Annotated in this window: 27 protein-coding genes; all 27 read right to left on the bottom strand. The window is 54.8% G+C overall.

The features are described from left to right. Window positions 1-11 precede the first annotated feature (11 nt). The 27 genes from secY to rpoC all read right to left on the bottom strand — a co-directional run bounded on the left by secY (window position 12) and on the right by rpoC (window position 19,570). Window positions 12-1,307 carry a preprotein translocase subunit SecY gene (secY, locus tag KSF73_04045; protein MBV1774881.1) on the bottom strand — a complete coding sequence of 432 codons (1,296 nt, stop codon included), beginning with the start codon at window positions 1,305-1,307 and terminating at the stop codon, window positions 12-14. A gap of 38 nt (window positions 1,308-1,345) precedes the next feature. Next, the gene (gene rplO / locus KSF73_04040; protein ID MBV1774880.1) at window positions 1,346-1,780 is read right to left on the bottom strand and encodes a 50S ribosomal protein L15; all 435 of its coding nucleotides are present in this window, start codon (window positions 1,778-1,780) and stop codon (window positions 1,346-1,348) included. Window positions 1,781-1,782: 2 nt separating this feature from the next. After that, window positions 1,783-1,965 (bottom strand): 50S ribosomal protein L30, encoded by a 183-nt coding sequence (gene rpmD, locus KSF73_04035; GenBank protein ID MBV1774879.1) that lies wholly within the window; start codon window positions 1,963-1,965, stop codon window positions 1,783-1,785. Beyond that, window positions 1,958-2,479, bottom strand: a complete 522-nt coding sequence (gene rpsE, locus KSF73_04030; GenBank protein ID MBV1774878.1) for a 30S ribosomal protein S5 — start codon at window positions 2,477-2,479, stop codon at window positions 1,958-1,960. Before rpsE ends, rpmD begins: the two co-directional genes overlap by 8 nt. 14 nt (window positions 2,480-2,493) lie before the next feature. Then, entirely contained in the window at window positions 2,494-2,847 is a 354-nt protein-coding gene (rplR, locus tag KSF73_04025; protein ID MBV1774877.1) for a 50S ribosomal protein L18, read from the bottom strand. A gap of 15 nt (window positions 2,848-2,862) precedes the next feature. Further along, entirely contained in the window at window positions 2,863-3,396 is a 534-nt protein-coding gene (gene rplF, locus KSF73_04020; GenBank protein MBV1774876.1) for a 50S ribosomal protein L6, read from the bottom strand. Between the two features lie 12 nt (window positions 3,397-3,408). After that, window positions 3,409-3,804 (bottom strand): 30S ribosomal protein S8, encoded by a 396-nt coding sequence (gene rpsH, locus KSF73_04015; protein ID MBV1774875.1) that lies wholly within the window; start codon window positions 3,802-3,804, stop codon window positions 3,409-3,411. 11 nt (window positions 3,805-3,815) lie between these two features. Further along, window positions 3,816-4,121: a 30S ribosomal protein S14 gene (rpsN, locus tag KSF73_04010; protein ID MBV1774874.1), complete on the bottom strand. Its 306-nt coding sequence runs from the start codon at window positions 4,119-4,121 to the stop codon at window positions 3,816-3,818. Between the two features lie 7 nt (window positions 4,122-4,128). Then, a complete protein-coding gene (gene rplE, locus KSF73_04005) occupies window positions 4,129-4,668 on the bottom strand; it encodes a 50S ribosomal protein L5 (GenBank protein ID MBV1774873.1) in 540 nt (179 codons plus the stop codon). Window positions 4,669-4,678: 10 nt separating this feature from the next. After that, complete coding sequence (gene rplX, locus KSF73_04000) at window positions 4,679-4,996, bottom strand: 50S ribosomal protein L24 (protein MBV1774872.1); 318 nt, start codon at window positions 4,994-4,996, stop codon at window positions 4,679-4,681. A gap of 10 nt (window positions 4,997-5,006) precedes the next feature. Continuing rightward, window positions 5,007-5,375: a 50S ribosomal protein L14 gene (rplN, locus tag KSF73_03995; GenBank protein MBV1774871.1), complete on the bottom strand. Its 369-nt coding sequence runs from the start codon at window positions 5,373-5,375 to the stop codon at window positions 5,007-5,009. Between the two features lie 234 nt (window positions 5,376-5,609). Then, on the bottom strand, window positions 5,610-5,873 hold the full coding sequence (gene rpsQ, locus KSF73_03990; protein ID MBV1774870.1) for a 30S ribosomal protein S17: 264 nt from the start codon (window positions 5,871-5,873) through the stop codon (window positions 5,610-5,612). A 2-nt stretch (window positions 5,874-5,875) separates the two neighbouring features. After that, the gene (rpmC, locus tag KSF73_03985; protein MBV1774869.1) at window positions 5,876-6,064 is read right to left on the bottom strand and encodes a 50S ribosomal protein L29; all 189 of its coding nucleotides are present in this window, start codon (window positions 6,062-6,064) and stop codon (window positions 5,876-5,878) included. A 1-nt stretch (window position 6,065) separates the two neighbouring features. Next, window positions 6,066-6,482, bottom strand: coding sequence for a 50S ribosomal protein L16 (gene rplP / locus KSF73_03980; GenBank protein ID MBV1774868.1), 417 nt, complete (start codon window positions 6,480-6,482; stop codon window positions 6,066-6,068). Further along, entirely contained in the window at window positions 6,466-7,170 is a 705-nt protein-coding gene (rpsC, locus tag KSF73_03975; GenBank protein MBV1774867.1) for a 30S ribosomal protein S3, read from the bottom strand. Before rpsC ends, rplP begins: the two co-directional genes overlap by 17 nt. A 7-nt stretch (window positions 7,171-7,177) precedes the next feature. Continuing rightward, complete coding sequence (gene rplV, locus KSF73_03970; GenBank protein MBV1774866.1) at window positions 7,178-7,507, bottom strand: 50S ribosomal protein L22; 330 nt, start codon at window positions 7,505-7,507, stop codon at window positions 7,178-7,180. A 6-nt stretch (window positions 7,508-7,513) separates the two neighbouring features. Beyond that, window positions 7,514-7,789 carry a 30S ribosomal protein S19 gene (rpsS, locus tag KSF73_03965; GenBank protein ID MBV1774865.1) on the bottom strand — a complete coding sequence of 92 codons (276 nt, stop codon included), beginning with the start codon at window positions 7,787-7,789 and terminating at the stop codon, window positions 7,514-7,516. Window positions 7,790-7,795: 6 nt separating this feature from the next. Further along, a complete protein-coding gene (rplB, locus tag KSF73_03960; GenBank protein ID MBV1774864.1) occupies window positions 7,796-8,626 on the bottom strand; it encodes a 50S ribosomal protein L2 in 831 nt (276 codons plus the stop codon). Between the two features lie 11 nt (window positions 8,627-8,637). Continuing rightward, window positions 8,638-8,934, bottom strand: coding sequence for a 50S ribosomal protein L23 (gene rplW / locus KSF73_03955; GenBank protein ID MBV1774863.1), 297 nt, complete (start codon window positions 8,932-8,934; stop codon window positions 8,638-8,640). 5 nt (window positions 8,935-8,939) lie between these two features. After that, window positions 8,940-9,563: a 50S ribosomal protein L4 gene (rplD, locus tag KSF73_03950; GenBank protein MBV1774862.1), complete on the bottom strand. Its 624-nt coding sequence runs from the start codon at window positions 9,561-9,563 to the stop codon at window positions 8,940-8,942. After that, on the bottom strand, window positions 9,563-10,207 hold the full coding sequence (gene rplC, locus KSF73_03945) for a 50S ribosomal protein L3 (GenBank protein MBV1774861.1): 645 nt from the start codon (window positions 10,205-10,207) through the stop codon (window positions 9,563-9,565). Before rplC ends, rplD begins: the two co-directional genes overlap by 1 nt. Before the next feature lie 177 nt (window positions 10,208-10,384). Next, window positions 10,385-10,696, bottom strand: coding sequence for a 30S ribosomal protein S10 (rpsJ, locus tag KSF73_03940; protein MBV1774860.1), 312 nt, complete (start codon window positions 10,694-10,696; stop codon window positions 10,385-10,387). A gap of 95 nt (window positions 10,697-10,791) precedes the next feature. Beyond that, window positions 10,792-11,982 carry an elongation factor Tu gene (gene tuf, locus KSF73_03935; GenBank protein MBV1774859.1) on the bottom strand — a complete coding sequence of 397 codons (1,191 nt, stop codon included), beginning with the start codon at window positions 11,980-11,982 and terminating at the stop codon, window positions 10,792-10,794. 74 nt (window positions 11,983-12,056) lie between these two features. Then, the gene (gene fusA, locus KSF73_03930) at window positions 12,057-14,153 is read right to left on the bottom strand and encodes an elongation factor G (protein ID MBV1774858.1); all 2,097 of its coding nucleotides are present in this window, start codon (window positions 14,151-14,153) and stop codon (window positions 12,057-12,059) included. A gap of 27 nt (window positions 14,154-14,180) precedes the next feature. Then, the gene (gene rpsG, locus KSF73_03925; protein ID MBV1774857.1) at window positions 14,181-14,651 is read right to left on the bottom strand and encodes a 30S ribosomal protein S7; all 471 of its coding nucleotides are present in this window, start codon (window positions 14,649-14,651) and stop codon (window positions 14,181-14,183) included. 162 nt (window positions 14,652-14,813) lie between these two features. Then, window positions 14,814-15,188, bottom strand: a complete 375-nt coding sequence (rpsL, locus tag KSF73_03920; protein MBV1774856.1) for a 30S ribosomal protein S12 — start codon at window positions 15,186-15,188, stop codon at window positions 14,814-14,816. A 188-nt stretch (window positions 15,189-15,376) separates the two neighbouring features. After that, window positions 15,377-19,570: a DNA-directed RNA polymerase subunit beta' gene (rpoC, locus tag KSF73_03915; GenBank protein MBV1774855.1), complete on the bottom strand. Its 4,194-nt coding sequence runs from the start codon at window positions 19,568-19,570 to the stop codon at window positions 15,377-15,379. Window positions 19,571-19,613 lie beyond the last annotated feature (43 nt).

Raw genomic sequence — 19,613 nt, 5'->3', positions numbered from 1 at the left:
GGACGGAAGTATCAGCCCTTGAAGTTAGCTTTCTTCAGAAGGCTCTCATACTGATGCGAGAGCAGATATGACTGCACTTGCGCCATGAAATCCATGGTCACAACCACCACAATCAGTATGGACGTTCCACCAAAATTACCGATCGAGCTCCATTTGAGCAACAACAATTCAGGTATTAAACATACACCTGTAATGTAGAGTGCTCCAATCAGCGTCAAACGCAGGATGACACGCTCGATATACTTTGCTGTTTGCTCACCCGGACGAATGCCCGGAATGAACGCACCACTCTTTTTCAGGTTATCCGCTGTTTCCTTTGGATTAAAAACCAGTGCCGTATAGAAATAGCAGAAAAAGATAATGGCTGCTGCATACAACAAGATATACAAGGGCTCACCCGGGTGCAGCTTGTCACCGATTGCCTTGAGCCACGACAACTTGTCGGAGTTACCACCCCACGACAACACAGTTGCCGGGAATAGAATGATGCTCGAAGCAAAAATCGGAGGAATAACACCCGACATGTTCAACTTTAACGGCAGATGCGTTGCTTGACCTTGCATAATGCGATTGCCAACTTGGCGTTTTGCATAGTTCACCAGAACTTTGCGCTGACCGCGTTCGACAAAGACCACAGCAGCAATCAGCAAAACCGCGCCAACCGCCAGCCCAATTAGCAAGAGCGGCGACACTGCACCTGTGCTCTCAAGCTGCAACATGTTTGCAATCGACCCTGGCATACCGGAAGCAATCCCGGCATAAATCAGAATCGAAATGCCGTTACCCAACCCACGCTCAGTGATCTGCTCACCTAGCCACATCAAGAACATAGTGCCTGTCACGAGTGACACAATAGCAGTGAAGAAAAACTCCGCCTGCGGCACCAATACGAGATTGGGCTGATGATACAACATTGCAGCAACACCAAAGCTTTGCACTGTCGCAAGCGCGACGGTTGCATAGCGCGTGTATTGCGTAATCTTGCGCCGACCGGCTTCACCTTCTTTTTTCAGCTCTTTAAGAAATGGCAACATTTCTGAGGCCAATTGCAAAATAATAGAAGCTGAAATGTAAGGTGTGATACCGATTGCAAAGATCGACAATCGTTTTAGTGCACCACCCGAGAACATGTTAATCATGTTCACGAGGCCCGCCCCGGTCTTTTGACTATCAAAAAACCGGGCCAGTTCGTCCAGGTTCACACCAGGAACCGGGATATGCGCGCCAATACGATAAACGATCAGGGCACCGATCAGGAACCAGATACGCTTTTTAAGATCCGCAAACTTTGTTGCGGTACTAGCCATTGCTGGATTCGCCACAGTTGCGCCTTATCGCAATCGTTTTAGTCGGCCAGGCTGCCACCGGCTGCCTCGAGTGCAGCACGTGCACCCTTGGTCGCCAGTACGCCACGGAGTTTGACTGCCTTAGTCAGCTCGCCGGCCAGGATCAGCTTCACTGCCTTGGCAGTTTGCGGAACCAAACCAACTTGCTTCAGTACCAGCACGTCAGCTTCGTCTACCGGCAGTGCATTCAGATCACCGACGCGCAGTTCAACAGTGTTGCCTGCAGTCAGAGATTTGAAGCCACGCTTCGGAAGGCGGCGTTGTAAAGGCATTTGACCGCCTTCGAAACCAACCTTGTGGAAGCCACCTGCACGGGACTTTTGACCTTTGTGACCACGGCCACAGGTCTTGCCCAGACCGGAACCGATGCCGCGACCTACGCGCTTGGATGCATGCTTAGCACCTGCTGCAGGCTTAATGGTATTGAGTTCCATGATTACCCCTCAACTTTAACCAGGTAGTTGATCGCATTGATCATGCCACGGTTTGCAGGCGTATCCAGCACTTCAACGGTCTGGTTGATGCGCTTCAGGCCCAGGCCGCTTGCGCAGGCCTTATGAGCTTCGATACGACCGATCAGGCTCTTGACGAGCGTTACCTTGATACGTGCATCAGCCATTTGCCTCTACCCCCAGAATCTCTTCCACGGTCTTGCCGCGCTTGGCAGCAATCTCGGAGGCAGTGCGAAGCTTGGACAGACCGTCCAGTGTTGCACGCACAATGTTGTACGGATTGGTAGAGCCGTGGCACTTTGCCGAGATGTTGTGAACACCCATCACCTCGAACACTGCGCGCATCGGACCGCCTGCCTTGATACCAGTACCTTCAGGAGCCGGTTGCATCAAAACAGTTGTCGCGCCGTGCTTGCCCATCACTTTGTGCTGCACGGTACCATTACGCAGATGGATCTTGACCATCTTGCGACGGGCTTCTTCCATTGCTTTCTGTACGGCTACAGGCACTTCCTTGGACTTGCCCTTACCCATACCAACACCACCGTCACCATCACCAACTACGGTCAGTGCAGCGAAGCCGAGAATACGACCACCCTTCACAACCTTCGTTACGCGGTTGACGCTGATCATCTTCTCCCGCAGGCCATCGCCGCGATCTTCGATATCAGTCTTCGCCATTATTCAGACTCCAATTAGAACTCGAGGCCGTTTTCGCGGGCAGCTTCTGCCAGGGCCTGGATACGACCGTGGTAGTGGAAGCCGGAGCGGTCGAATGCTACTTGCTTAACGCCAGCAGCAACGGCCTTCTCAGCGATACGCTTGCCGATAATCGCAGCAGCAGCTTTATTGCCACCGTTAGCCAGTTCCTTGCGGACCTCAGGCTCCAGAGTCGACGCAAATGCCAGAACCTTGCTGGCAGTTTCGTCGATGATCTGGGCGTAGATATGGCTGTTGGAACGATGCACACTGAGGCGCACCATGTTCAGCGCCGCGATGCGAGCACGAGTTTTGCGGGCCCGGCGCAGGCGGATTTCCTTCTTGTCCATGATATTCAGCCTCGATTACTTCTTCTTGGTTTCCTTCAGGACCACAACCTCATCCGCATAACGGACACCCTTGCCCTTGTAAGGCTCTGGTGCACGGTAAGCGCGGATTTCGGCAGCAACCTGACCGATAACCTGCTTGTCAATTCCCTTCAGGATGATTTCGGTTTGGGACGGAGTCTCAACCTTAACACCTGCGGGCATCTTGTGGGCTACAGGATGGGAAAAACCAAGGGTCAGATTCAGCATCTCACCTGCAGCTTGAGCACGATAGCCCACGCCAACCAGGGTCAACTTGCGCTGGAAACCAACCGAAACACCAGTAACCATGTTATTCAGCAGAGCGCGCATCGTGCCGGACATGGCACGAGCGTGTTTGCTGGAGTCCTTGGCAGCGAAAACCAGGGCGTTGTTTTCAACCTTGATTTCAACTGCGCTATTCAGCGGACGCGATGCGGTGCCTTGTGGACCCTTGACGATGATTTCGTCAGCGGTCATTTTCACTTCAACACCAGCAGGAATCGCAACCGGATTCTTTGCTACGCGGGACATTGCTATATCTCCTTAGGCCACGAAGCAGATGACTTCGCCGCCAATGCCGCTTGCGCGAGCCTTGCGATCGGTCATCACGCCCTTAGACGTGGAAACGATGGAGATACCCAGGCCATTCATAACCTGAGGGATATCACCCACACCCTTGTAGATACGCAGACCAGGCTTCGACACGCGTTCAATGCGCTCGATAACCGGACGACCGGCGTAGTATTTCAATTCGATATCCAGCTGCGGCTTCTTGTCCGAACCAGTAACCGAAAATTGCTCGATATAACCTTCGTCCTTCAACACTTGGGCGATGGAAACCTTCAGCTTCGACGACGGCATCGAAACTGTAGGCTTATCAGCGCGTTGGGCGTTGCGGATACGTGTCAGCATATCGGCGATAGGATCATGCATGCTCATTCCTGATCTCCTTACCAGCTGGCCTTGACGACGCCCGGGATTTCGCCACGCAGAGCGATTTCACGGAGCTTGTTACGGCCAAGACCGAACTTGCGGAACACGCCACGCGGACGACCGGTGATCGAACAACGATTACGCTGACGAGTCGGGTTGGCGTTACGCGGCAGGGCTTGCAGCTTCAGACGGGCTGCAAAACGCTCTTCTTCGCTCAGATTCTGGTCATTGATGATTGCCACCAGAGCTGCACGCTTGGCAGCATACTTGGCAACCAGCTTTGCACGCTTTTCTTCGCGATTAATCAATGCGAGTTTTGCCATGGCAACCTCAATTCTTGAACGGGAACTTGAACGCGGCGAGCAGCGCACGGGCTTCTTCGTCGGTCTTCGCGGTGGTGGTGATGGTAATGTTCATACCACGCAGTGCGTCGATCTTATCGTATTCAATTTCCGGGAAAATGATCTGTTCTTTGATACCCATGTTGTAGTTACCACGGCCATCAAAGGACTTACCGGAAACGCCACGGAAGTCGCGAACGCGCGGCAGCGCAATCGTAACCAGACGATCCAGGAATTCGAACATACGTTCGCGACGCAGTGTCACCTTGCAACCAACCGGATAGCCATCACGAATCTTGAAGCCAGCAATGGACTTCTTCGACAGCGTAACAACAGGCTTTTGACCGGCGATCTTGGTCAGGTCGCCAACGGCGTGTTCCATGACCTTCTTGTCAGCAACCGCTTCACCAACACCCATGTTGATGGTGATCTTTTCGATGCGCGGAACTTCCATCACCGACTTGTAGCCAAACTTTTCAGTCAGCTGCGGGACAACTGTTTCTTTGTAGAAATCTTGCAGACGTGCCATTTTCTACCCCTTAGCCCCCAACCACTTCGCCGTTCGACTTGAACACGCGAACCTTCTTGCCATCGTCAAGCAACTTGAAGCCGACACGGTCAGCCTTCTGAGTAGCCGGATTAAAGAGGGCAATGTTGGAAACGTGGATCGGCATGGTCTTGTCAACGATACCACCAGCAACACCACGAACCGGATTCGGCTTTTGGTGCTTCTTGGCAACATTCACGCCTTCGACCACAACTTTGTCATTTGTCAGGACCTGCAGCACGGTACCGCGCTTGCCAGCATCCTTACCGGTGATGACGACAACCTCATCGCCTTTACGGATCTTGTTCATGCAGGGCTCCTTACAGCACTTCCGGTGCCAAAGACACGATCTTCATGAAGCGCTCGGTACGCAATTCACGCGTAACCGGCCCGAAGATACGGGTACCAATTGGCTCGAGCTTGTTGTTGAGCAACACAGCTGCGTTACCGTCGAACTTGACCAGCGAACCATCCGGACGACGAACTCCCTTGGCGGTGCGAACGACGACGGCATTGTAGACGTCACCCTTCTTCACACGACCGCGTGGCGCGGCTTCCTTGATGCTGACCTTGATGATGTCGCCAACCGAGGCATAGCGACGCTTGGAGCCACCGAGAACCTTGATGCACATAACCGACTTTGCACCAGTGTTATCAGCAACCTCAAGCTTAGATTGCATTTGAATCATTGAAGATACTCCAACTTAACCCGTATCCCCGCATCTCTGCGGTGCCGCAGCAAAGCGGCTCAACGGCCAGTTTTGGACCCCGAGGGGGATAAAAACACCCACAACTTGACCCCCGAAGGACCCAAGGTAAGGATGAAAAAAAAGCATTCTACGCAGGGCAGAATGCTTTTGCAACTTCTTTTTGAAAAAATCGAGTTAAATTCAATAGTTAGAAGTCAACCCGACTTTTCAAACTTAGGCTGTGCGTGCCTTTTCGATCAGTGCAGTTACAGTCCAGGACTTGGTCTTGGACAGCGGACGGCACTCTTCGATGGTCACAACATCGCCTTCGCCGTAGGCGTTAGCTTCGTCGTGCGCATGATACTTCTTGGACAGACGGATGATCTTGCCGTAGAGCGGATGCTTAACCTTACGCTCGACCAGCACGGTCACAGTCTTGTCCATCTTGTTGCTGACCACGCGACCGGTCAGCGTACGCTTCAGTTTGGTTTCGGTCATGATTACGCTGCCTTCTGAGCGATGATGGTCCGAACGCGCGCGATATCGCGGCGAACGCGCTTGATTTCACTGGTATTGCCCAGTTGCTGGGTAGCCAGTTGCATGCGCAGACCAAATTGAGCCTTCAGCAGCGAGAGCAGCTCAGCATTGAGCTCCTCAACCGATTTGTTACGCAGATCGCTTGCCTTCATGTTACTGCCCCACATGTCGAGTCACGAAAGTCGTCGCCAGCGGCAGCTTAGCTGCAGCCAGACGGAACGCTTCGCGAGCGATGGTTTCGTCCACGCCATCCATCTCGTACAGGACCTTGCCTGGCTGGATTTCGGCGACGTAGTAGTCCGGACTACCCTTACCGTTACCCATACGGACTTCGGCAGGCTTGGAGGAGATCGGCTTGTCCGGGAACACGCGAATCCACACGCGACCACCACGCTTGATATAGCGGGTCATTGCGCGACGGGCAGCTTCGATTTGACGAGCGGTCAAACGGCCACGGCCAATGGCCTTCAGACCCCACTCACCAAAGCTCACCTTGTTACCGCGAGTAGCGATACCGGTGTTACGGCCCTTCTGCTGTTTGCGATACTTGAGTCTAGTTGGCTGCAGCATTTCGAGCCCCCTTTCGCGGCTTGCGTTCGGTTTGTTCCGGCACGACAGCAGCTTGCTCGCCAGCCTTCACTTCACCCTTGTACACCCACACCTTGATACCGATGATACCGTATGTGGTTTCGGCTTCGGATGTTGCGTAGTCGATGTCAGCACGCAGGGTGTGCAGCGGCACACGGCCTTCGCGGTACCATTCGGTACGTGCAATTTCGATACCATTCAGACGGCCGGAAGCCATAATCTTGATACCTTGCGCGCCCAGACGCATCGCGTTTTGCATGGCGCGCTTCATGGCACGACGGAACATCACGCGCTTTTCCAGCTGAGCAGCGATGGAATCACCGATCACCTTGGCATCGATTTCCGGCTTGCGGATTTCTTCGATGTTGATGTGCACAGGCACACCCAGCATCTTCACGAGCTGCTGTTTCAGCAGTTCGATATCCTCACCCTTCTTGCCAATCACAACGCCCGGACGAGCACTGTGAATGGTGATGCGAGCGTTCTTTGCCGGACGCTCGATCACGATGCGACCAACGGAGGCATGCGCCAACTTTTTACTCAGAAACTCACGGACTTTGATGTCTTCCGACAGCATAGTCGCAAAATTGCGGCTGCTGGCGTACCACTTCGAAGCCCAGTTCTTGTTCACTGCAAGACGGAATCCCGTCGGATGAATTTTCTGGCCCATATTATCCTCACTCGCCCACGGTCAGGGTGATGTGGCAGGTTTGCTTCTCGATGCGATTGCCGCGGCCCTTGGCACGTGCGGAGAAACGCTTCAGGGAAGTACCCTTGTCCACATAAATGGTCGTCACCTTGAGGGCGTCGATATCGGCGCCATCGTTGTGCTCAGCATTGGCAATTGCCGACAGCAGAAGCTTCTTGATGATGACCGCGCCCTTTTTGGGGCTGAAGGTCAGGATGTTCACGGCTTGCTCGACCGGCTTGCCACGCACGAGGTCTGCAACCAGACGTGCCTTTTGAGCCGAAATACGAGCGCCATTCAGAATTGCGGATGTTTGCATCGCGAATTACCTCTTGGCTTTCTTGTCGGCAGCGTGACCCTTGAACGTACGGGTCAGCGAGAATTCGCCGAGCTTGTGACCAACCATGTTCTCGTTAACGTAGACGGGAACATGCTGCTTGCCGTTATGCACAGCAATGGTAAGACCCACGAAATCCGGCAGAACTGTCGAACGACGCGACCAGGTCTTGATCGGACGCTTGTCATTGGTAGCGCGCACTGTCTCAATCTTTTTGAGCAGGTGAGCGTCGACAAACGGGCCTTTTTTAATGGAACGAGCCATGTCTAATTACCCCTTATTCGAGAAGCGACGACGCACGATCATGTTGCTGGTGCGCTTGTTGCTACGCGTACGGTAACCCTTAGTCGGGGTACCCCACGGGCTCACCGGCACACGACCTTCACCAGTCTTACCTTCACCACCACCATGCGGGTGATCGATCGGGTTCATGGCAGTACCGCGGACGGTCGGACGAATACCACGCCAGCGGTTGGCACCGGCCTTACCGATCTTGCGCAGATTGTGCTCTTCGTTACCGACTTCACCGATAGTGGCGCGGCAATCAACGTGAACCTTGCGGATTTCACCAGAGCGCAGACGCAGCTGAGCATATGCACCTTCACGAGCGAGCAACTGAACGGAAGCACCAGCGGAACGAGCCAGCTGAGCACCCTTACCAGGCTTCATCTCGATACAGTGGATGGTGGAACCAACCGGAATGTTGCGCAGCGGCAGGGCGTTACCAGCCTTGATCGGCGCTTCGGAACCGCTCACCACTTGCGCGCCGACCTTCAGGCCACGCGGAGCGATGATGTAGCGACGTTCGCCATCTGCATAAACCAGCAGAGCGATGTGTGCAGTACGGTTCGGGTCGTACTCGATGCGTTCCACGGTGGCGGTGATGCCATCCTTGTTACGCAGGAAATCTACGACACGGTAGTGTTGCTTGTGGCCACCGCCCTTATGACGGGTAGTGATCACACCGCGGTTGTTACGACCAGCGGTTTTGCTTTGCGCTTCGACCAGCGGAGCGTACGGACGGCCCTTGTACAGGTCAGGGTTTACAACCTTGACCAGACCACGACGGCCTGCAGAAGTTGGTTTGACTTTTACCAGCATCGTCGTTCCCCTTAGTTGCCAGCCTGGAGGTCAATTTCTTGACCCGGCTTGAGAGCGATGTAAGCCTTCTTCCAGCCCTTGCGCCAACCGGTAGAACGACCGAAACGCTTTTGTTTCGGCTTCACGTTGGTCACTTGAACGGAATCAACCTGCACCTTGAAGAGCAGCTCGACCGCAGCCTTGATTTCTGCCTTGGTGGCATCAGTCACGACGCGGAACACCACTTGCTCGTTCTTGTCGGCAACGAAGGTGCTCTTTTCCGAAATAACGGGCGCCAGGATAACCTGGAGCAAACGTTCCTGATTCACTTGATTCATGCCAGCAACTCCTCGATCTGCTTCAGCGCTTCACGGGTCACGAGCACTTTATTGAAGCGCACCAGCGACACCGGATCAGCCTGGGACGGCTCGAGCACGAGCACGTTAGGCAGGTTACGGGAAGCCAGGTAGAGATTTTCGTCCAGCTTGTCGGTCACGATCAGCGTACGACCTGCGAAACCGAAACCAGCCAGTTGCTGAGCAAAAGCCTTGGTCTTCGGGGTTTCAACAGTGAAGCTATCCACAACCAGCAGACGCTCTTCACGAACCAGCTTGGACAGAATGGTTGCCACGCCAGCACGGTACATCTTGCGATTGACCTTGTGGCTGAAGTTTTCGTCCGGGCTGCTCGGGAAAATCTTACCACCGCCACGACGGATCGGATTAGCGATGGAACCCGAACGCGCATTACCGGTGCCCTTTTGGCGGTACAGCTTGCGTGTTGAGTGCTTCACATCACCGCGATCCTTCTGGGCGCGATTGCCGCTACGGGCATTCGCCAGATAGGCGGTAACAACTTGATGAACCAGTGCTTCGTTGTATTCGCGACCGAACAGTGCGTCGGATGCGGTCACACTGGCAGCGGCCTGACCGCTTGCATTGATGACTTTAAGTTCCATTACGCACCTGCCTTCACTGCGGGACGAACCACCACGTCATTGCCCTTGGAGCCAGGAACGGCACCCTTGACCAACAACAGACCACGCTCAGCATCAACACGAACCACTTCCAGATTCTGGGTGGTGCGCTTGACGTTACCGAGCTGACCGGCCATGCGCTTACCCGGGAAAACACGACCCGGATCTTGTGCCATACCGATAGAACCCGGAGCGTTGTGCGACACGGAGTTACCGTGGGAGGCGCGCTGCGAGGAGAAGTTGTGACGCTTGATCGCACCGGAGAAACCCTTACCTTGGGAGGTACCGGTCACATCGACCAGTTGACCCACGGTGAAGATCTCAACAGAGATCGATGCGCCCGGCTGGAACTTGGCCAGCTCTTCAGCAGTCAATGCGAACTCATGCAGACCACGACCGGCTTCAACGCCAGCCTTGGAGAAATGTCCAGCCTCAGCCTTGTTCACGCGGCTTGCACGGCGATCGCCGTAAGTCACTTGAACGGCAGTATAGCCATCGACATCTTGAGTCTTGATTTGCGTAACGCGGTTAGCAGACAGATCCAGCACGGTCACAGGGATGGAAGCACCATCTTCTGCGAAAACGCGGGTCATGCCTACCTTGCGTCCGACAAGTCCTAAGCTCATCGTTCTTTCCTTTCAAAGGGCCGGCTACGATTGGCCGGCATACCTGAATACGCCACCTGCGAACGCTCAAAAGCGCTTACAGACGCGATTTCGAGGCACACAAAGTAAAACGCGGGCTACGCCAATAACAGCGTAGCCCGCGAGTATAACGCAACGTATTGAATTACTGCAAGAAAATTATTGCAGCTTGATCTCTACGTCAACGCCAGCCGGCAGATCCAGCTTCATCAGTGCATCAACGGTCTTGTCGGTAGGATCGACAATGTCCATCAGACGCAGATGGGTACGGATTTCCAGCTGATCGCGAGAAGTCTTGTTCACGTGCGGCGAACGCAGAATGTCAAAGCGTTCGATCTTGGTCGGAAGCGGAACCGGACCCTTCACCACAGCGCCAGTGCGCTTGGCGGTATCAACGATTTCTTGTGCCGAACGGTCGATCAGGGCGTAATCATAAGCCTTGAGGCGGATACGGATCTTTTGGTTTTGCATGATGCTTCCTTGAAAGAGCAAGGCAGATTGACTCTGCCGAGGTTAAAGAGCAAAAACTGGTCGGGCATTATACCCGACCAGCTTTAAATCACCAATTACTCGATGACCTTGGCAACCACACCGGCGCCAACAGTACGACCACCTTCGCGGATAGCGAAGCGCAGACCTTGTTCCATAGCGATCGGAGCGATCAGGGAAACAACCACTTCAACGTTGTCGCCTGGCATCACCATTTCGGTGCCGGCCGGCAGTTCAACTGCACCAGTCACGTCAGTGGTACGGAAGTAGAACTGCGGACGATAGCCGTTGAAGAACGGGGTGTGACGACCACCTTCATCCTTGCTCAGCACGTACACGGAACCAGCAAACTTGGTGTGCGGTGTGATCGAACCCGGCTTGGCCAGAACTTGACCACGCTCAACGTCTTCACGCTTTGTACCGCGCAGCAGCGCGCCGATGTTGTCACCAGCTTGACCTTGATCCAGCAGCTTGCGGAACATTTCCACACCGGTACAAGTGGTCTTGACGGTCGGCTTGATACCAACGATTTCAATTTCTTCGCCGACCTTGACGATACCGCGCTCAACGCGACCGGTCACCACGGTGCCACGACCAGAGATCGAGAATACGTCTTCAACCGGCATCAGGAACGCGCCATCAACAGCACGCTCCGGTGTCGGGATGTAGCTGTCCAGTGCTTCCGCCAGACGGAAGATAGCCGGTTCGCCGATTTCGGACTGGTCGCCTTCCAGGGCCTTCAGTGCGGAACCCTTGATGATCGGCAGGTCGTCACCCGGGAAGTCGTACTTGGACAGAAGTTCGCGAACTTCCATTTCCACCAGTTCGAGCAACTCGGCATCATCAACCATGTCAGCCTTGTTCATGAACACGATGATGTAAGGCACGCCAACCTGACGAGCCAACAGGATGTGTTCACGTGTTTGCGGCATAGGACCGTCAGCGGAGGACACAACCAGGATCGCGCCATCCATCTGGGCTGCACCGGTAATCATGTTCTTCACGTAGTCAGCGTGACCTGGGCAGTCAACGTGAGCGTAGTGACGGTTTTCGGTTTCGTATTCAACGTGAGCGGTATTAATGGTAATACCACGAGCCTTTTCTTCAGGCGCGCTGTCGATCTGGTCGTAACCCTTGGCTTCGCCACCGAACTTCTTGGACAGAATGGTAGTGATAGCTGCGGTCAGAGTGGTCTTACCGTGGTCAACGTGGCCAATGGTACCAACGTTTACGTGCGGCTTTGTCCGTTCGAACTTTTCTTTTGCCATGTTTGCAAATTCCTAAGTTAACAGTGTTTGTCTGAATTCAAGTAATGGCCGGACATGCCGTCCGGCCACTAAAATTACTTCTTGTTGATGATCGCATCAGCAACGTTGCGCGGCGCTTCGGAATAGTGCTTGAACTCCATGGAGTACGTAGCACGACCTTGCGACATCGAACGCAGCGTAGTCGAATAACCGAACATTTCCGACAGCGGAACTTCGGCCTTGATCATCTTGCCGCCAGCAGGGTTGTCATCCATCCCTTGCAACATACCGCGACGGGACGAAATATCGCCCATGATGTCGCCCATATAGTCTTCCGGCGTTTCGATTTCCACAGCCATCATCGGTTCCAGAATCACCGGACCTGCACGACGCATCGCTTCCTTGAATGCCAGCGAGCCAGCCAATTCAAACGCGATTTGCGACGAGTCAACGTCATGGTAGGAACCGAAGGTCAGGTGAACGGTCACATCCACCACCGGGAAGCCAGCCAGCACACCAGCCTTCAGTGTGTTCTGGATACCCTTGTCCACCGACGGGATGAATTCACGCGGAATGGTACCGCCCTTGATTTCATCCAGGAACTTGTAGCCCTTGCCTTCGCCGGACGGTTCGAGCGTGATCACGCAGTGACCGTACTGACCCTTACCACCAGACTGCTTGGCATGCTTACCTTCCACATCGGCAGCAACCTTGGTAATGGTTTCGCGGTATGCCACTTGCGGGGCGCCCACGTTCGCTTCCACGCCAAATTCGCGCTTCATGCGATCAACCAGAATTTCCAGGTGCAACTCACCCATGCCGGACATAATTGTCTGGCCGGTTTCTTCGTCGGTACGTACGCGGAAGGACGGATCTTCCTTGGCCAGACGGCCCAGAGCGATACCCATCTTTTCCTGGTCGGCCTTGGTCTTCGGCTCAACAGCAACCGAAATCACCGGCTCAGGGAACACCATGCGCTCCAGAATCACAACATTGTCTGGCGAGCACAGGGTTTCACCGGTGGTGACATCCTTCAGACCGATACCTGCAGCGATATCGCCTGCGCGCACTTCGTCAATTTCTTGACGATCGTTTGCGTGCATCTGAACGATACGGCCCATACGCTCCTTCTTACCCTTCACCGCATTCATCACGGTGTCGCCGGAATTCACGACGCCAGAGTAAACACGGAAGAAGGTCAGCTGACCGACATACGGGTCATTCATCAGCTTAAAGGCCAGAGCGGAGAACGGTGCGGTATCCGATGCTTCACGGGTAACCGGCTGCTCGCGATCATCCACACCCTTGACTGGCGGAATGTCCACTGGCGAAGGCAGGAAGTCGATCACGGCGTCGAGCATACGCTGAACACCCTTGTTCTTGAACGCAGTACCACACAGCATCGGCTGAATTTCACAGGCGATGGTGCGCTGGCGCAGGGCATTCACGATCTCAGCTTCGCTCAGATCACCCTCTTCCAGGTACTTGTTCATCAGGTCTTCAGACGATTCGGCAGCAGCCTCAACCATCTTTTCACGCCACTCAGTAGCGACAGCCTGCAGTTCAGCCGGGATTTCGCGGTATTCGAACTTCATACCTTGCGAAGCTTCATCCCAGAAGATAGCCTGCATCTTCAACAGATCGACCACGCCTTCGAAGCCATCTTCTGCACCGATAGGAATCACCACCGGAACAGGATTAGCCTTCAGGCGCGTACGCAGTTGCTCGACCACGCGGAAGAAGTTGGCACCGGTACGGTCCATCTTATTCACGAAAGCGAGACGCGGCACTTGATACTTGTTGGCTTGGCGCCATACGGTTTCCGACTGGGGCTGAACACCACCCACAGCGCAGTAAACCATACATGCACCATCCAATACGCGCATCGAACGTTCCACTTCAATGGTGAAGTCAACGTGACCCGGGGTATCGATGATGTTGAAACGGTGCTGCTCGTACTGGTTGGCCATCCCTCTCCAGAACGTGGTGGTTGCAGCGGAGGTAATGGTAATACCACGCTCCTGCTCTTGCTCCATCCAGTCCATGGTGGCGGCGCCGTCGTGAACTTCACCAATCTTGTGATTCACACCAGTGTAAAAAAGGATACGCTCGGTCGTCGTGGTTTTACCCGCGTCGATGTGCGCACTGATACCGATATTCCGGTAGCGTTCAATGGGTGTTATGCGAGCCACAGCCAATACCTTTGATAAAGGAATGTATTAGAAGCGGTAGTGAGCAAATGCACGGTTGGCTTCAGCCATACGATGCACTTCATCACGCTTCTTCATCGCGCCGCCACGGCCTTCAGCCGCATCCAGCAATTCGCCAGCCAGACGCTGACCCATGGACTTCTCGCCACGCTTGCGAGCTGCTTCACGCAACCAGCGCATAGCCAGTGCCACACGGCGGGACTGACGGACTTCAACCGGCACCTGGTAGTTTGCACCACCGACGCGACGGCTCTTCACTTCAACGACTGGCTTCACGTTGTTGAGGGCTTGGGAGAACACCTCAAGGGGGGTCTTGCCAGTCTTCTTCTCGATGATTTCGAGAGCGCCGTACACGATGCGTTCTGCAACAGACTTCTTACCGTCTTGCATCACGACGTTCATGAACTTGGACAGCTCTTCGCTGTGAAACTTTGGATCCGGAAGCACTTCACGCTTCGGTACTTCTCTGCGTCTTGGCATTGCTCATACCTCTGATTCAGTTGAGTAGTGTATGCACAAATTGTTACACCACTCGCGACCGCCCATCTGGACGATCACTTACTCGACGATTACGCACACGTTTTGCGTGCTCAATCGCCTCGTCGCGACTCGGGGCGCGCGACCCAAACCCGGGCCAGTAAATTAGGCCTTCGGACGCTTTGCGCCGTACTTCGAACGTGCTTGCTTGCGGTCCTTGACACCTGCGGTATCCAGGGAACCACGCACAGTGTGGTAACGCACACCCGGCAAATCCTTTACACGACCGCCACGGATCAGCACAACGCTGTGTTCCTGGAGGTTGTGGCCTTCACCGCCGATATACGAAATAACTTCGAAACCGTTGGTCAGGCGGACCTTACACACCTTACGAAGCGCGGAGTTCGGCTTCTTCGGAGTGGTGGTGTAAACGCGAGTGCACACACCGCGCTTTTGCGGGCAAGCCTCGAGCGCAGGAACCTTGCTCTTGGATGTGACCGCAACACGTCCTTTACGGACGAGCTGGTTGATGGTTGGCATTATTCAACTTTCCCAAATAAAAAAATTGGCCTTTCGTACGGATACGAAATGCCGCCCCCACTAAAGAGCGCGAGATTATAGGTAAATCAAGCGCTTAATGTCAACGCCCCAAAAAGACGCGCCGACGGATAGCCGGCGCATCATTGAGGAGCGTCAATCTGCCGGAAGTTACCCTCCGGCGAATCTCATCAGGCTTCTGACTGCGCTGTTGGTTCAGCGGCTGTCACGAAACTGCTTTCGGCTGCAGCAAACGGATCTGCATTGCGTTGACGACGACGGTTGGTATGGTAAGCCAGACCCGTACCTGCCGGAATCAGACGACCCACAATCACGTTTTCCTTCAGACCACGCAGATCGTCGCGCTTGCCCATGATGGCTGCTTCGGTCAGAACACGTGTCGTTTCCTGGAACGATGCTGCGGAAATGAACGAGTCTGTCGACAGGGACGCCTTGGTGATACCCAGCAGCACGTTTTCGTACTGAGCAGGCATCTTGTTGTCTCTGTTGAGGCGATCGTTCGCTTCCAGCACTTCGGCGCGTTCAACCTGTTCACCCTGGATGAAGTCGGAATCACCCGCATCACTGATGACCACACGACGCAGCATCTGACGAACGATCACTTCGATGTGCTTGTCGTTAATCTTCACGCCCTGCAGACGGTAAACTTCCTGGACTTCCTGTACAACGTAGGTTGCCAGCGCTTCGATACCTTGCAGACGCAGGATATCGTGCGGATCGACCGGACCATCCACAATGGTTTCACCACGATTGACCACCTGACCGTCGTGGACCAGCACGTGCTTGTCCTTCGGAATCAGGTATTCGTGCGGCGTGCCATCCAGATCGGTCAGGATCAGACGCTGCTTACCCTTGGTATCCTTACCGAACGACACCGTACCGGTGATTTCGGCCAGCATACCGGCATCCTTCGGCGAACGCGCTTCGAACAGCTCGGCCACACGCGGCAGACCCCCGGTAATATCGCGAGTCTTGGCGGACTCTTGCGGGATACGGGCCAGCACTTCACCTACGCCCACCAGCTGTCCATCCTTCACCGTAATAATGGCGCCGACCTGGAAGGTAATGTTTACCGCAGCCTCAGAGCCTGCCAGCTTCACTTCTACGCCATTTTCGTCAAGCAGCTTAATCTGTGGCTTAACGCTCTTGCTGACACCGGCCTTACTCTTCGGATTGATCGCAACCAGCGTAGACAGACCAGTCACTTCATCGATCTGCTTGGCAACAGTGACGCCGTCTTCGACATTCTCGAAACGCACCGTACCGGCGTATTCGGTAATGATCGGACGAGTGTGCGGATCCCATGTAGCCAGCACGGTACCGGCCTTGATGCCTTGACCATCGGTCACCATCAGGGTCGCGCCGTATGGCACCTTGTGACGCTCGCGCTCACGGCCTGCATCGTCAAACACCACCACTTCGCCCGAACGGGTAATGACGATCTGTTCGCCCTTGGTGTTGGTGACATAACGCATATTGCCGCCGAAACCGATGTTACCGTTCGATTTGGCTTCGATCTGGCTGGCAGCTGCTGCTCGCGACGCCGCACCACCGATGTGGAACGTACGCATGGTCAGCTGGGTACCCGGTTCACCGATCGACTGCGCAGCGATAACGCCCACTGCTTCACCGACGTTCACACGGTTACCACGACCCAGATCACGACCGTAACACTGTGCACACAGGCCGTAGCGTGTTTCACAAGTCAGCGGTGTACGAACCTTCACTTCATCGATACCGATGGCTTCGATGCGGTCAACGATGTCTTCGCTCAGCAGTGTACCCGCTTCGAAGACAGTTTCCTGTGTCGACGGATCGATAATGTCCGCAGCTGCGACACGACCCAGAATACGGTCACGCAATGCTTCAATGACATCACCACCTTGCAGAACGGCCTTCATGTTCACGCCATTCTTGGTGCCACAGTCGTCGCCAACCACAACCAGATCCTGTGTCACGTCGACCAGACGACGTGTCAGGTAACCGGAGTTCGCTGTCTTCAGCGCCGTATCTGCCAGACCCTTACGTGCACCGTGGGTGGAGATAAAGTACTGCAGAACCGTCAGACCTTCACGGAAGTTGGTGGTAATCGGCGTCTCGATAATGGAGCCATCCGGCTTGGCCATCAGACCACGCATACCGGCCAGCTGACGGATCTGAGCCACGGAACCCCGGGCGCCGGAGTCGGCCATCATGTAAATCGAGTTAAACGATTCCTGATCGACTTCGTTGCCATCACGGTCGATCGTCTTTTCCTTACCGAGGTGAGCCATCATGGTCTTGGCAACCTGGTCACCGCAACGGCCCCAGATATCCACTACCTTGTTGTAACGCTCACCCTGGGTCACCAGACCGGAGGTGTATTGCGATTCAATTTCCTTGACCTCGCGCTCGGCATCAGCCAGCAACTTGACCTTCTCGGCCGGCACCAGCATGTCATCGATACCGATGGAAATACCAGCACGTGTCGAGTAAGTGAAACCGGTGTACATCAGCTTATCGGCCAGAATCACGGTCTCACGCAGGCCAACGCGACGGAACGACACGTTGATCAGCTTGGAAATTTCTTTCTTCTTCAGCGCCTTGTTGATGTTCTCAAACGGCAGGCCCTTCGGCAGAATTTCGGACAGGATGGCGCGACCGACGGTCGTCTCGCGACGAACCATCTTGTATTGCCATTCACCCGCCTCGTCCTTGTACCAATCCTTCAGACGCACCGACACCTTGGCATTCAGCTCGGCCATACGGGTATCGTAAGCGCGCACCAGCTCGGCGATGTCGGCAAAACGCATACCTTCGCCCTTGCCGTTGATACGTTCGCGGGTCATGAAGTACAGACCCAGCACGATATCCTGGGACGGCACAATGATCGGCTCACCGTGCGCAGGAGACAGCACATTATTGGATGCCAGCATCAGCGTGCGGGCTTCCATCTGAGCTTCCAGCGACAGCGGCACGTGAACGGCCATCTGGTCACCGTCAAAGTCGGCGTTAAACGCAGTACAGACCAGCGGGTGCAGCTGGATAGCCTTGCCTTCGATCAGGACAGGCTCGAATGCCTGAATACCCAGACGGTGCAGCGTCGGCGCACGGTTCAGCAGAACCGGATGCTCGCGAATCACTTCTTCCAGAATATCCCAGACTTCCGGCACTTCCTGCTCGACCAGCTTCTTGGCAGCCTTGATGGTGGTGGCCAGGCCCAGTGTTTCCAGCTTGTGGAAAATGAAGGGCTTGAACAGCTCCAGTGCCATCTTCTTCGGCAAACCGCACTGATGCAGCTTGAGGGTCGGACCCACCACGATCACGGAACGGCCGGAGTAGTCAACGCGCTTACCCAGCAAGTTCTGACGGAAACGACCGCCCTTACCCTTGATCATGTCAGCCAGTGACTTCAGCGGGCGCTTGTTGGCGCCTGTCATAGCCTTACCGCGACGACCGTTATCCAGCAGCGAATCAACAGCTTCCTGCAGCATACGCTTTTCGTTGCGCACGATGATTTCCGGTGCCTTCAGCTCGAGCAGACGCTTCAAACGATTGTTCCGGTTGATCACGCGACGATAGAGATCGTTCAGGTCAGAGGTCGCAAAACGACCACCGTCCAGCGGCACCAGCGGGCGCAGCTCTGGCGGCAGCACTGGCAGCACGTCCATCACCATCCACTCAGGACGGATGCCGGACTTATGGAATGCTTCCAGTACCTTCAGACGTTTGGCGATCTTCTTGATCTTGGCTTCGGAACCTGTAGCTTCCAGCTCAGCGCGCAGGTTTTCCATTTCCTGGTTCTGATCCATGGTGCGCAGCAGTTCGCGAACGGCTTCCGCACCCATCAGTGCCACGAATTCGTCACCGTACTCTTCCACCTTGTTCAGGTAGTCGTCTTCGGTCAGCAACTGTGCGCGATTCAGCGGGGTCATGCCCGGCTCGATCACCACGAATGCTTCGAAATACAAGACGCGTTCGATATCGCGCAGGGTCATGTCCAGCACCATACCGAGACGGCTCGGCAGGGACTTCAGGAACCAGATGTGCGCAATCGGCGAAGCCAGTTCAATGTGGCCCATGCGCTCGCGACGAACCTTGGACAAGGTGACTTCAACGCCACACTTCTCACAGATCACACCACGATGCTTCAGGCGCTTGTACTTGCCGCACAGACACTCGTAATCCTTGATCGGGCCGAAGATGCGGGCACAGAACAGGCCATCGCGCTCAGGCTTGAAGGTACGATAGTTGATGGTTTCGGGCTTCTTGACTTCACCGAATGACCAGGAGCGGATTTTTTCCGGCGAGGCGAGGCCGATGCGAATGGCATCAAATTCCTCTTCCTGGGTCACCTGCTTGAACAAGTCGAGCAAAGCTTTCATGTATTCATTCCTCGTTTGACGAGTGAGGCCCTGCCATACCAGC

This window comes from Burkholderiaceae bacterium DAT-1, assembly GCA_019084025.1.
In the GTDB taxonomy this organism is placed as follows: Bacteria; Pseudomonadota; Gammaproteobacteria; order Burkholderiales; family Chitinimonadaceae; genus DAT-1.
Note: the sequence above shows the minus strand (reverse complement) of the source record. Positions and strands in the feature narration are given on the sequence as shown.